This window comes from Nocardia sp. XZ_19_369, assembly GCF_015355715.1.
Lineage (GTDB): Bacteria > Actinomycetota > Actinomycetes > Mycobacteriales > Mycobacteriaceae > Nocardia.
Window position 1 is genome coordinate 509,259 of sequence record NZ_JACVED010000001.1, and the last position, 12,809, is coordinate 522,067.

At 66.9% G+C, this 12,809-nt stretch carries 14 protein-coding genes; 7 read left to right on the forward strand and 7 right to left on the reverse strand.

Annotated features, from left to right (window positions below; all coding sequences use genetic code 11):
• Positions 1–86: 86 nt before the first annotated feature.
• The 4 genes from IBX18_RS02390 to IBX18_RS02405 all read right to left on the reverse strand — a co-directional run bounded on the left by IBX18_RS02390 (position 87) and on the right by IBX18_RS02405 (position 3,040).
• Entirely contained in the window at positions 87–1,232 is a 1,146-nt protein-coding gene (locus tag IBX18_RS02390) for a glutamate--cysteine ligase (protein WP_107659716.1), read from the reverse strand.
• 13 nt (positions 1,233–1,245) lie between these two features.
• Complete coding sequence (locus IBX18_RS02395; RefSeq protein WP_194832115.1) at positions 1,246–1,932, reverse strand: superoxide dismutase family protein; 687 nt, start codon at positions 1,930–1,932, stop codon at positions 1,246–1,248.
• Between the two features lie 150 nt (positions 1,933–2,082).
• Positions 2,083–2,676: a LytR C-terminal domain-containing protein gene (locus tag IBX18_RS02400; RefSeq protein ID WP_194832116.1), complete on the reverse strand. Its 594-nt coding sequence runs from the start codon at positions 2,674–2,676 to the stop codon at positions 2,083–2,085.
• 19 nt (positions 2,677–2,695) lie between these two features.
• Positions 2,696–3,040 (reverse strand): DUF3263 domain-containing protein, encoded by a 345-nt coding sequence (locus tag IBX18_RS02405; protein WP_107659719.1) that lies wholly within the window; start codon positions 3,038–3,040, stop codon positions 2,696–2,698.
• A gap of 188 nt (positions 3,041–3,228) precedes the next feature.
• Here IBX18_RS02405 and IBX18_RS02410 point away from each other — a divergent pair, with 188 nt between their 5' ends.
• The 3 genes from IBX18_RS02410 to IBX18_RS02420 are packed head-to-tail and all read left to right on the forward strand — an operon-like array spanning position 3,229 to position 5,665.
• Positions 3,229–3,819, forward strand: coding sequence for a peptide deformylase (locus IBX18_RS02410; protein WP_194832117.1), 591 nt, complete (start codon positions 3,229–3,231; stop codon positions 3,817–3,819).
• A complete protein-coding gene (locus IBX18_RS02415) occupies positions 3,809–4,816 on the forward strand; it encodes a GNAT family N-acetyltransferase (RefSeq protein ID WP_194832118.1) in 1,008 nt (335 codons plus the stop codon). Before IBX18_RS02410 ends, IBX18_RS02415 begins: the two co-directional genes overlap by 11 nt.
• A 33-nt stretch (positions 4,817–4,849) precedes the next feature.
• Complete coding sequence (locus IBX18_RS02420) at positions 4,850–5,665, forward strand: exodeoxyribonuclease III (protein ID WP_194832119.1); 816 nt, start codon at positions 4,850–4,852, stop codon at positions 5,663–5,665.
• A 9-nt stretch (positions 5,666–5,674) separates the two neighbouring features.
• Here the strand turns inward: IBX18_RS02420 and IBX18_RS02425 are convergent, their stop codons facing one another.
• A complete protein-coding gene (locus IBX18_RS02425; protein WP_194832120.1) occupies positions 5,675–6,274 on the reverse strand; it encodes a Uma2 family endonuclease in 600 nt (199 codons plus the stop codon).
• A gap of 98 nt (positions 6,275–6,372) precedes the next feature.
• A complete protein-coding gene (locus IBX18_RS02430) occupies positions 6,373–8,295 on the reverse strand; it encodes an acyl-CoA dehydrogenase family protein (RefSeq protein WP_194832121.1) in 1,923 nt (640 codons plus the stop codon).
• Positions 8,296–8,477: 182 nt separating this feature from the next.
• Here IBX18_RS02430 and IBX18_RS02435 point away from each other — a divergent pair, with 182 nt between their 5' ends.
• From IBX18_RS02435 to IBX18_RS02450, 4 genes are all read left to right on the forward strand, one after another.
• Complete coding sequence (locus IBX18_RS02435) at positions 8,478–9,104, forward strand: TetR/AcrR family transcriptional regulator (RefSeq protein ID WP_147138260.1); 627 nt, start codon at positions 8,478–8,480, stop codon at positions 9,102–9,104.
• A gap of 167 nt (positions 9,105–9,271) precedes the next feature.
• Positions 9,272–10,468: a homogentisate 1,2-dioxygenase gene (locus IBX18_RS02440; protein ID WP_194832122.1), complete on the forward strand. Its 1,197-nt coding sequence runs from the start codon at positions 9,272–9,274 to the stop codon at positions 10,466–10,468.
• Entirely contained in the window at positions 10,465–11,646 is a 1,182-nt protein-coding gene (fahA, locus tag IBX18_RS02445) for a fumarylacetoacetase (protein WP_306796099.1), read from the forward strand. The genes IBX18_RS02440 and fahA overlap by 4 nt, the downstream gene beginning before the upstream one ends.
• An 88-nt stretch (positions 11,647–11,734) precedes the next feature.
• On the forward strand, positions 11,735–11,977 hold the full coding sequence (locus tag IBX18_RS02450; protein WP_194832124.1) for a hypothetical protein: 243 nt from the start codon (positions 11,735–11,737) through the stop codon (positions 11,975–11,977).
• 66 nt (positions 11,978–12,043) lie between these two features.
• Here the strand turns inward: IBX18_RS02450 and IBX18_RS02455 are convergent, their stop codons facing one another.
• Positions 12,044–12,733, reverse strand: a complete 690-nt coding sequence (locus tag IBX18_RS02455) for a TetR/AcrR family transcriptional regulator (RefSeq protein WP_194832125.1) — start codon at positions 12,731–12,733, stop codon at positions 12,044–12,046.
• Positions 12,734–12,809: the final 76 nt, after the last annotated feature.

Here is a 12,809-nt window from a genome sequence, read left to right on the forward strand (position 1 = left end):
CGACAAGCACGTCGACCATAGTAAACGGGGGGTGAACGCCATCCCACTGCCCGACTGAACAGTGGGCGACCGATCGCCGGGCAGTGTTACTGCTCGAGCTCCTTGACCAGCGCGTCTACCACCGCGACCAGGTCGCCCTGCGCCGCGGCGGCGACTTTGCGCTGCCGCTGGTATGACGCACCTCGCTCCGGGATCTCCGCGACGAAGGCCAATTCGTCCGAGCAGCCCAGCCGTTTGGCGGTCGGCTCCAGCCGGTTCAGCAGATCGGTCACGTCGTCGGTGACCAGCCGCTCGTTGCTCTTGTCGTCGACGATGACGATCGCGTCCAGCCCGTAGCGGGCGGCCCGCCACTTGTTCTCCTGCACATGCCACGGCGGCAACGACGGCAGCGTCTCGCCCTCGTCGATCCGGCGATCCAGATCGACGATCAGGCAGTGGATCAGCGCGGCCAGCGCCGCCAGCTCGGCACGGGTCGACGTCCCGTCGCACACCCGCACCTCGATGGTGCCCCACTTCGGCGCGGGCCGGATGTCCCAGTGCATGCCGCCGAGCTGTTCGAACACACCGGTTTTGAACTGGTCGTGCACGAAATGCTCGAACTGGTGCCAGTTTTCGAACTGGAACGGCAGGCCCGCGGTGGGTAGTTGCTGGAACATCAGCGTGCGGTTGCTGGCGTAGCCGGTGTCGGCGCCCGCCCACATCGGCGAGGACGCGGACAGCGCGAGCAGATGCGGGTACTGCATCAGCAGCGCGTTCAGGATCGGAAAGACCTTGTCCCGGTGTGAAACTCCGACGTGCACGTGCACGCCCCAGATCATCATCTGGCGGCCCCACCACTGGGTGCGCTCGATCAGCTCGTCGTAGTGCTCCGAGCGGGTCAGCTGCTGGGCCGACCACTGCGCGAACGGATGGGTGCCCGCGCAGAACAGGTCGACGCCGAGCGGGTCGGCGGCGCGCCGGACCGCGTCCATGGTGCCCCGCAGATCGTCCACCGCCTCGCCGACGGTGTCGTGCACCCCGGTGACGAGCTCCACGGTGTTGCGCAACAGCTCCTTGGTCACCTGCGGGGTGCCGTCGTGCGCTTTCAGGTCACCGAGCGAATCGAACACCGCCGCAGCGGTATTCGACAGATCGCGACTCACCTTGTCGACGAGGGCGATCTCCCACTCGATGCCGATGGTGGGCCGGGGCGAACCCGGGAAGGAAACATGTTCTCTGCCTGCCCCGGCCATGTCGGCTCCTGCGCTACTGGATCACACCGCAGGCGACGCGGCCACCCGCGTCGCCCGTTGCTAGCGTCGTGTCATCCGGGCCGGCAACGCCGTCGGCACGGAGGTATCGGTTCGGGATGTTGCCGAAGTTGTCGGCGTCGGCGTGGATCATCAGCGCCTTGTTCTTCAGCTCGTCCAGGGTCACCGTGTCGGTGGTGGTGACCAGCTTGGCCGAGCCGTCCGAGCGCACCTGCAGCGAGCTGAGGTCGCCGCTGGCCGGGTGCGTGTTCGCGCTGCCGACCTGCAGATGACCACCGGCGGACAGGAAGTCGCCGGACGGGCCGCCGGTCGGCGCGACCGAGTTGGGCTCGCACTTGCCGATCGAGTGCACGTGCAGGCCGTGGAACCCGGGGCGCAGGCCGTGCGCCTCGACGGTGACCTGCAGGTGGTTGCCGTCCTTGACGAAGTTCGCCGTACCGACCGAGGAGCCCGAGGCGTCCTTCAGGTCGACCTTCACGCCCGCGTTCGCGTCGGCGGTGCCGGTTTCCTTGCCGAACTCGCTCGACGGCGGGGCGGCCGCACCGCTCCACACCGGCGGGGTCGTTCCCTTGACGTCACTCGACTCCTGGCTGTTGGTGCAGCCTGCGAGGCCGAGTACCGCGACCGCGAGCACCGGGGTCACAGTCCGCCAGGACGGGCGTCGAGTTGTGGACGGGGCCATCGGGGAACTCCTTTACGAGTACCGAGTTTACGAGTAAAGCTGGGTGGACACGTTCGTTACCGGACAAGATGATGCCACGCCCGCCGTGTTGCGCAGTGACAGGCCCGCTCAGCGGCAGGTCACCCAGTTGCGGCGACCGGTCGCCAGTTGTCAGTTACCCGTCACGATGACGGTTACACCGGGCGAGGACTCGCCCAAACCACTCGACTTCGGTTCCGCGGTGATGCCCAACTCTTGTGCGATGGCCAACCCGGCCTCTTTGTCGCCCGCCGAATTGCCGTAGTACACGGTCGTTTTCGGGATACTGACGCCGGGGTAGTTGCCCGTCTCGATGACATTCCAGCCTTCGGCGGTGAGCTGATTGGCGGTCTTGCCTGCCAGCCCGGCGATCATGCTGTTGTTGAGCACGCGCACCGGAACGGACTTGGCCGCGGCACCGGTGGGGGTGGTCGGCGCCGGGGTGGTGGTCGGCGGCGCGGTCGTGGACGACGGCGGCACCGTGCTGGACGAGGTGGGTGCGTCGGCCGAGGTCGGCGCGGCGGTGGTCGGCTTGACGGCCGCGGTGGGGGCCGGGGCTTGCGGGACGGAAGTCGCCGACGCCGACTGTTCGGATCCCGCGTTGTCCACATCGGACTTCGACAGCGACATCGCACCCAGTCCACCGAACACAATGGCCAGTGAAATCAACACCATCGCCAACGCTCGCAATGGCGGCCCACCGGAGGTGGGATTCGGGTAGCTCACCTACTCGAGCCTAGCCCGGTCATACCTGGAATCCGAGCCGTCGCGCGGCCCTGGCTTTTTGCCTGCTCGCTCGCAACCGGCGCAGCCGCTTGACCAGCATCGGGTCGGCGGCGAGCGCCTCCTGCCGATCCACAACAGCATTAAGCACCTGGTAATACCGGGTAGGCGACATGCCGAACAGCTCCCGGATGGCTTCTTCCTTGGCCCCCGCGTACTTCCACCACTGGCGCTCGAAGGCCAGGATGTCGTGTTCGCGACGGCTGAGATTGTCGCCGTCGCCCGTCGATTCCGCTGCCGTGACATCGTCGCTCGCGGAAGGGTCGCCCTGGATCGCGGAAAGATTCCGTGCCGCTGCGCCGTCCATCTTGCTCCCTCGCCGAGTTACCACCAGACGAAAAATGGTGCTTGTACGTCGCGGATCATTCAACCACGAGACCGTGGGATAGCCAGGGGTACGGCGCGGCGTGTTCGCTACCTGCCGGTAAGCGTGTCGCGGGAAGGTTGCCGCCCCCGCACGGCCGGCGGCCCAGCGGCGCGGCAATAATTGTGTTCATGGCTATCCTCCCGATCGTGATCGTCGGCGACCCGGTTCTGCACAACCCGACCGAGCAGGTCACCCAGTCACCGGAGGAACTGGCCGAGCTCATCGCGGACATGTACGAAACCCTCGACGCCGCGCACGGTGTCGGCCTGGCCGCCAATCAGGTCGGTGTGCCGCTGCGGCTGTTCGTCTACGACTGCCCCGACGTCGCGCCCGACGGCACCGCGAGCAGGCGCCGCGGCGCGGTGATCAACCCGGCGCTGGAGACCTCGGCGATCCCGGAGACCATGCCGGACCCCGACGACGACGAAGAGGGCTGCCTCTCGGTGCCCGGCGAGCAGTACCCGACCGGACGCGCTGAGTGGGCGAAGGTCACCGGCACCGACGAGCACGGTGCGCCGGTGGAGATCGAGGGCAAGGGGTTCTTCGCCCGCATGCTGCAGCACGAGGTCGGCCACCTGGACGGTTTCCTCTACGTCGACGTGCTGATCGGGCGCAACGCCCGTGCGGCGAAGAAGGCGATCAAGCGCAACGGTTGGGGCACACCGGGACTCAGCTGGATCCCCGGGACCGTCGCGGATCCGTTCGGCCATGACGACTGACCAGGACGGCACCTATCCGCAGATCCCGCTCGGCCGTCGAGTCGTGCTGCGCTACCGGTTGCCCGCGGGTTATCCACAACCACTCACCGATGTGATCGGTGAACTGATCTCGCTGGATCCGCCGACCGTGCGCGCCGCCGACGGGCGGACCGTCTCGGTGACCCCGGACCGGGTGGTCGCCCTGAAAGCGGTGGGGCCCAGGCCGATTCGGACCAAGGAGATCAGGTCGCTGGAGGCCGCGGCGGCGGACGCCTGGCCCGGGGTCGAGCAGACCTGGATCGACGGGTGGTTCGTGCGGGCCGGGCACGGGTACACCGGACGCGCCAATTCCGCGCTGCCACTGGGTAGTTCCGACAGGCCCACGGTGCTGACGCCGGACGCCATCCATCGGGTCGGCGAGTGGTACACCGCGCACGGCCTGCCGCTGCTGCTCGCGCTGCCCGACCGGCTCGCGCCCATCCCGCCGGGGTGGGACAGCTGGCGCGAGACCGTCGTGCTGGCCATCGACATCGCGAATTTCGTGCTGCCGCAGGGCCCGTCGATGGTGCGGATCGCCGCCGCGCCGGACGACGCCTGGTTGGCGTTGAACCGTTTCGAGGGCGAAGCGGTGACGCCGCAGCGACTTTCGACGCCGGAACCGAATGTCGAGGTGCTGACCGCGGTGCGCGACGGTGAACTCGGGTTCGCCTCGCTGGGCGTGCCGACGCCGATCGCGATCGGGCGTGGTGCGCTCACCACCGCGCCGGACGGGCGCCGCTGGGTCGGGCTCACCTGTGTCGCGGTGGGTGCGGAGCACCGCAGGAAAGGGCTCGGTTCGCTGGTGTGTGCCGAGCTGATCCGGTGGGGTCACGGGCGCGGCGCGACGCACGCGTACCTTCAGGTCGAGCAAGGCAACAGTGCTGCCATCGCTCTCTATCGCGAGCTCGGTTTCGTCGAACACCACATGTATCGCTATGCGGCGCCTGCCGCGCTCGCCCGTACTGCCGACCTGCGGTAGAACGGAATAAGACCCGCATCAAGGAAGGCAGCTGTGCGTCTCGCCACCTGGAACGTCAATTCGATCCGCTCCCGGCTCGATCGGGTTGCGGAGTTCCTGGACCGCCAGGACATCGATGTGCTGGCCATCCAAGAGACCAAGTGCCGCGACGACCAGTTCCCGTTCGAGCGGTTCGACGAACTCGGGTACGAGGTCGCCCATCTCGGCATCAACCAGTGGAACGGGGTTGCGATCGTCTCCCGGGTCGGGTTGACCGACGTCGAGCTCGCCTTCCCGAACCAGCCCGGCTTCGACAAGGAGGCCGGTGAATCGCTGATCAGCGCACCCGTCGTCGAGTCGCGCGCGCTCGGCGCCACCTGCGGTGGTGTCCGGGTGTGGAGCCTGTACGTACCCAACGGCCGCGCCCTCGCCGACCCGCACTACGCCTACAAGCTGGAATGGCTTGCCGCGCTGCGAGAAAGCGGTGCCCGCTGGCTCGCCGACGACCCGCAGGCGAAGATCGCCCTGGTCGGCGACTGGAACATCGCCCCCACCGACGACGACGTCTGGGCCCCCGAGCTGTTCATCCACAAGACGCACACCTCCCAACCCGAACGCGACGCCTTCCAAGCCTTCCTCGACACCGGCTTCGCCGACGTCATGCGCCCCTTCGCCCCCGGCCCCGGCGTCTACACCTACTGGGACTACACCCAACTCCGCTTCCCCCGCAAAGAGGGCATGCGCATCGACTTCATCCTCGCCTCCCCCACCCTCGCCGCCACCACCAAAGACGCCTTCGTCGACCGCGAGGAACGAAAAGGCAAGGGCCCCAGCGACCACGCCCCGGTAATCGCCGAATTCACCGTCTAGGCGGGCAACTCAACGCACCCAAGCCTTCAACGGCTCCGTATCGAGGGCGACGTTCACCGGGTCGGGGAGTTTGACGGTGGCGCCGAACGGCACCTTCAGGACTTCCTCGTATCGGCTTCCGCGAGGCCTACTGTGGACCGTCACCTCACATGAATCTCGATCGATCAAGAGGTACACAGGTATCCCGGTCTCCGCGTACGCCCGTGGCTTCTCCTGACGATCGCGACGCTCAGTGTCTTGATCACCGGAAGTCACCTCGGCTACCAAGAGAACCGGCTCGGGATCAGCCCACTCGCCTTGGCCGACAAATGCGTCAGCGTCCGCCAGCGCGCCATCTGGACGAGCACGGCCCTTCCGGTACCGCTCGATCTTCAGGCCCCGCTCCGGGGTCAAAAACAATTCAGGACGGAACATCATGAAAACTCGGATCAACCACTGGATGATCCGATCGTGATCCCCATCCGGCATTGCCTTTGCCCCCAGCTGTCCGTCGATAAACTCGAGTTTCACACCCTCCGCGATACGATCGGCCGCCCGAGCGAGTTCTTCGAACTCCTCGGTGGTCATCAGAGACTCAGTTGCCATAAGAGGCTCCTCGACAGCGGTCATAGCAAAACAGTACCGGCAGTGACCGACAACAACGTTGGTCTCTCCGGATGCACGTCGCAGCAACGCCGAGGTACTGGACCATGAGTGACAGCCTACGTTTACGGGTTCATTTCGTAGGTTCCCGCGAGGGATCTGGCCTGGGCCAATACTTGATCGAAGCGACCGCGATCGGCGATCGGGCGGCGGATGAGGTCGAGGGCTCGGGTTTGCTGGGACTTGGTTGCGGCGGGCTTGGTGTGCAGGGTGAGGGCGTTCTTGGCGAACTCGCGGACGAAATTGTCGAAGATTTGGTCGAGTAGGGCCGGGTCGGTGTGTTCGATCTCGGCTTGTTCGAGGACCAGTTGGGCGTAGGGGAGGGCGGTGAAGAGTTCGCCGAGTGCGAAGAGGAAGTCGACGTCGCGTTGCTGGGTGGCGGTGGGGGATGCGGCGGCGAGCAGGGTTTGGAAGGCCAGGGCCTGGTCCAGGAAGACGGCGACATTCGGTATGTGGGTGAACTTTTCGAAGACCTGGCGCCAGTCGCTGAAGCGGATGCGGCCGAGGCCGCTGCTGGGTCCCTGGCGGAAGAGGAATTCGTCGTCGGCGGGGTCGCGGCGGGTCGGTACCGGAGCGTAGGCGGCGCCGGCCAGTTCGGTGCGCAGTTTCGGGATCGCGGCGCCCGCACGGGGGGCGAGCTTGCGACTCGACCAGCTGAGTGCACCCGAGACGGCGCGGACCGCGCTCTTCGGTGCGGCGCCCGCGCCGGGCAGCAAACGCAGTGCGGCCAGCCCGGCATCGGCGGGGTGGAACATGTAGTTGGCCATGAACTTCAGCGACAGCGCCATGTTCACGTGCACGGTGCCTTCGAGCCGGGGCAGTCCGAACAGGCCGAGCATCGCGATCGGGAAGTACATGTCCTTCTCGAAACCGCGCGCCGCGATCACATCGGCGAGATCCTCGATGATCCGCTGCCCCTGCCGGGTGACGGTCATCTTCTCGATCGCGTTGAACAGCAAGTAACGCCGGTCTTCCGGGGAGGCGGAGCGCATGTAATCGATGGCCCGCTCGCTGTAGAGCTTCATCGCCATCAGCCGCGCGTACGAGTCGGTCAGCAGTGACTGCACCTGCGGGAACTCGGTCACCTTGTGCCCGAACAGGATTCGGTTCTCGGCGTGCGTCACGGCCTCGTAGTAGGCGTGCTCGCAGGCGCCGACGGCACCGAAGCCGAGATTGAACTTGCCGACGTTGACGGTGTTCATCGCCGCGTGGAAGGCCGCTTCACCGCGATGCAGGATGTCTTCTTCGGCAACGGGGTAGTTCTCCAGATCGAAGGCCGCCACGTACATCTGGCTGTCCACGACATTGCCGCGCAGGTGGTAGTTCTCGTGCTGGCTGTCCGCCAGGAAGAACAGGTAGCCCTCGTAATCCTGCTGTGTCGGTTTGCTTTCCAGTGCCTTCGAGCTGTCGATGATCGGCTTGTCGGAGCGCCGGCCGAAAACCGAGACCAGCGCGGCCTGATTGCCGTTGCCGATGTAGTGCTTGGCGCCGGTGGCCAGGTAGCCGCCGCCGGGCTGCGGCGCGACCATCATGTCGGTGGAGTAGACGTCAGCGCCGTGCTCCTTCTCGGACAGGCCGAAGGCGAAGATCTCGCCGGAGGCCAGCAGGGCGGCGGCGCGTCGCTTGGCCGCCGCGTTGTCGCTCTGCCAGATCGGGCCGAGGCCGAGAATGCTGACCTGCCAGACGTACCAGTACTGCATGGAGTAGAAGCCGAGGATCTTGCTCATCATCGCGATCCGCGCGGTGTCCCAGCGCTTGTTCGGATCGCCGTCCGCCTCGGCCGCCGGTGTGAGGAAAGTCGCGAAGACCGCCTCGCGCTTCACGAAATCGAGGAACTCCGCGTACCAGACCCGATCCCGATCCTCCTGCTTGAGCACCGCTTTGCCGCGGGTCTCGAACCAATCGACGGTCGCGCGCAGCAACCGGCGGGTCTCGGCGTCGAACTCGGTGAATTCGCAGGTCTTCGGGTTGAACAGGGTTTCGGTCATCGCTGACTCCTCGGCTGTGGCATAGCGCTCGCACCCGCGTGCAGGTCGCTCGACAAAGACAGTCGGCACTAGCCTACCGACTTCATGCACGACTGTAGCATTAACATTCACTTGTGTAGGAAGTTGATCTACAGGCGCGGGACCAGCGAGAACTCCGCAACATGCGCTGCTATGTTGTGCTCATGGGTAGCGATTCGGCCGTGCGACCGCGGCAGCGAGCGCCGCACCTCGGCCCGGAACGCCGCCGTCCGCAGGTGCTCGACACCGCGCTGGCCATCGCCGTGGAGCACGGCATCGCGGCGATCACCATGGCCGCCATCGCCGAACGGATGAACGTGACCCGGCCGGTGGTCTACGCCTGCTTCGCCGACCGCGTCGAACTGATCGAAGCGCTGATCCAGCGCGAAGAGAGCTACCTGGTCGACGACCTGCTCGGCGTGATGCGCCGCCGCGACGTGGACGCGGGCGAAACCGTGTTCATCGAGGGCTTCCGCGCACTGCTGGAGAAGGCCGCCGCGCGGCCCGACGCCTGGCGCCTGCTGTACGGCAATCCCGATCCGGCCGTTGCGGATTCGTTCGGCCGCGGGCGTGCCCTCGCCATCGAACGCTGCAGCACCCTGCTGCGCCCGACCCTGCGCGCCTGGGGCACCGAAGACGCCGAACGCAAGCTGCCGGTACTGGTGGAGCTGTGGGTGTCGGCCGGTGAAGGCGCGGTGCGCACACTGCTGGCCGGCGAGGGCGGCTGGACGGCGCAGGATCTCGGCGCCTTCGTCGGCGCAGCGGTCTACCGCGCCCTGCGTCACGCCTGACAAATTGCCAGCAACTTTCTGAACAGCTAGGCGAAATGCCTCCCGATCCCCCGATGTTCCGGCAGAATCCGCGCTGACGGGGGCGGATTCCGCCACTGCGCCCGCGCGCCCATCACTACGATGGGGACCAGTTGAACCAGACCACAAGCCAGGCAGGAGGTGCGGTCATGGCGTTCTATCGACAAGTAGGAGCGGTGCCGCCGAAACGGCATACGCAACATCGGGACGAGCAGGGGCAGCTCTATTACGAAGAGCTGATGGGCGAGGAGGGTTTCTCCGGCGATTCCTCGCTGCTGTACCACCGTGGGCTGCCGCCCGCGATCGTCGACTCGACGGTGTGGGAGCTGCCCGATCAGTCCACCACCCCGAATCATCCACTGCGGCACCGGCATCTGCGGTTGCCCGAGTTGTTCCCCGACGACACCCCGGCCAGGACCGACGCGGTGACCGGACGACGGCTGCTGCTCGGCAACGCCGATGTGCGCATCTCCTATGTCGTGGCGAAGGGCAGCTCACCGCTGTACCGCAACGCGATCGGCGACGAGCTGGTCTACGTGGAATCCGGTGCCGCGGTAGTCGAAACGGTCTTCGGCCCGTTGCCCGCGCGCCAGGGCGACCAGGTGCTCATCCCGCGCGCGACCACCCACCGCTGGCTGCCGACCGGTCCGGAACCCTTGCGCGCGTATGTGATCGAGGCTTCGAGCCACATCACCCCGCCGAAGCGGTACCTGTCGAAGTTCGGCCAGTTGCTCGAGCACGCGCCCTACTGCGAGCGCGACCTGCACGGCCCGGCGGAGATCCTGACCGCGACCGGCACCGACGTGGAGGTGCTGGTCAAGCACCGCCCCGGCGGCAAGGTCGTCGGTACCCGGCTGCTGTACGCCACCCACCCGTTCGACGTGGTCGGCTGGGACGGCTGCCTGTATCCGATCACCTTCAACATCAGCGATTTCGAACCGATCACCGGCCGCATCCACCAGCCGCCGCCGGCGCATCAAGCCTTCGAGGGGATCAACTTCGTGGTCTGCAATTTCGTGCCGCGCAAGGTGGACTATCACCCGCTGTCCATCCCGGTGCCGTACTACCACTCCAACGTCGACTCCGACGAGATCATGTTCTACTGCGGCGGAAACTACGAGGCGCGCAAGGGATCCGGCATCGCGCAGGGTTCGGTGTCGGTGCATCCCGGCGGCTACGCGCACGGCCCGCAGCCCGGCGCCTACGAGCGCAGCATCGGACTCGACTACTTCGACGAACTCGCGGTCATGGTCGACACCTTCCGGCCGCTGGAACTCGGCGAAGGCGCCCTCGCCTGCGAAGACCCGGCGTACGCGTGGACCTGGTCCGGACGGGGGCCCGCGTGAAGACTCGCGTCGAAGTACCCGACGATTCCCTTTTCGGTGCGGACAACCTGCCCTACGGGGTGTTCGCCCCGGACGGCCAGAACTACCGCGTCGGCACACGTTTGGGCGACTCGGTCATCGATCTCGCTGCGGCACTGGGCGATCCGGAGTTCGCCGAACCGAGCCTGGCCGCCCTCATGGCGCGGGGTCCGGACCATTGGCGTGCGGTGCGCGAACGCATCCGCGAACTGGTCGGCAATGAAATCGACAGCGCCGCAGTACATGCGGTGTCCGAGGTAAACCTCGGACTGCCGGTGGCGATCGGCGACTACGTCGACTTCTACGCCAGCATCGACCACGCGACGAACCTCGGCCGCCTGTTCCGGCCGGACAGCGAACCGCTGCTGCCGAATTGGCGGCATCTGCCGGTCGGCTACCACGGGCGGGCAGGCACCGTGGTGGTGTCCGGCACCGAGGTGATCCGTCCGTCCGGCCAGCGCCGGACCGATTCGGGCACACCGGATTTCGGTCCGTCCCGGCGCCTGGACATCGAGGCCGAGCTCGGCTTCCTGGTCGGTGTCGGTTCCGAACTCGGCGATCCGATCGAGACCGGCGAGTTCGCCGAGCGGGTGTTCGGCGTCGCACTGGTCAACGACTGGTCCGCCCGCGATATCCAGGCGTGGGAGTACCAGCCGCTCGGCCCCTTCCTCGGCAAGTCCTTCGCGACCTCGATCGCGCCCTGGGTCACGCCGCTGGCCGCGCTGCAATCCGCTCGGGTATCGACACCCGAGCAATCCCCCGAACCCCTGCCCTACCTGCGAGAAAAGGAGCCGTGGGGGCTCGACATCGACTTGACGGTGTCCTGGAACGGGGAGGTGGTCGCGCACCCGCCGTTCTCCCGGATGTACTGGTCGCCCGCGCAGATGCTGGCCCACCTCACCGCGAACGGCGCCGCCACCCGCACCGGCGACCTCTACGCCTCCGGCACCATCTCCGGCCCGGAGCCCGACCAGCGCGGGTCCTTCATCGAACTCTCCTGGGGCGGTAGCGAACCCGTGCTGGTGAACGGTCAGCAGCGCACCTTCCTGGAGGACGGCGACGAGGTGGTCATCACCGCGTCCGCACCGGGCCCCGAGGGCAGGCGCATCGGTCTCGGCGAGGTCAGGGGGCGGATCCGGCCCGCACACCGCCGCGACTGACCCCGGAATCGAGGGCTACGCGCGACAGTTTCCGGCGGGTACCGTGCCCAGGCGGAGGAGGCGCCGCCGGGAAGTGGGAGAAGGATCTATGAAACGTTCACTCGCTGGTGCCGTCCTCGTCGGCGCGCTGCTCATCCCCGGTCAGTTCGTCGGCGTCGCGTCGGCTTCCGCCGCGCCCACCGCGGCCGTGGTCGCCGATTCCGGATCGGGGGCGGGCTCCTCGCAGCTCGGTTGCACGTCCAACACCAACCCGACCTGCCCGGGTTGGGTCAAGGCGCTGACCGAACTGCTCACCGCGATCTCGACAGGTTCGGCGAAGGGCGGCAAGTAACGCCGCGGCAGAACCACGAAGCGGGGCGGTCCGAGCTATCGGACCGCCCCGCTTCGTGCTTGTAAACTATTGTCCCGCAACAGCTCCGCGTCCGGCATTGACCACGGTGACGAACCGGATCAGGTCCTCGGTGAGGGTGTCGACGCCGTCCGGGGCGCCGCCGTCGTCGTGATGGTGCAGCCAGTCCGCGACGAGTTCGAACATGCCGCCGATGGTGGCCAGCGCCAAGGCCAGTCGCGCCCGCTGCACGCCGGCATCGCTGGCCGGTTCGCCGCTCCACACCCGGTCCAGGAAGGCTGCCGACCAACGCCGGTTGCTGCGCCGCATCCGCTCCACCGCGGGCGAGATGCCGCCCGCCTCACCGAAAGTCACCTTGGCCAGGCGCGGGTCGTCGGCAATGGCGTGCACGAACGCCTCGATCACCGGCACGGCGCGCTCCGGCCAGGCCAAGTCGGCGGCCGCGGCGGCGCCGGCGATCACCCGTTGCTGGATCTGCGCGGTGAGTTGTTCGAGCAGTGCGATGTAGCACGCTTCCTTGCTATCGAAATGGTCGTAGAACCCCTTGGTTCCGACATACGCGCGCTGGCAGATCTGCTCGATCGATGTTCCCGAATAGCTGTGCTCGGCAAACAGTTCGGTGGCCGCGTCGAGCAATTGATTGCGCCGCTGTGCGCTGCGCTGTTCGGCGTCGAGTCCACGGATCCGGCGGCGAGCCGGCCCCTCGGCAGGCCGCGCGGCGGATTTGCTGCGGGTCATACCTCGACCATAGCTCGATGCGCTTTAGAAAGAGTTCTTGTTGATAACAGGCTCTCATGTTGTAATCGCTGTCACA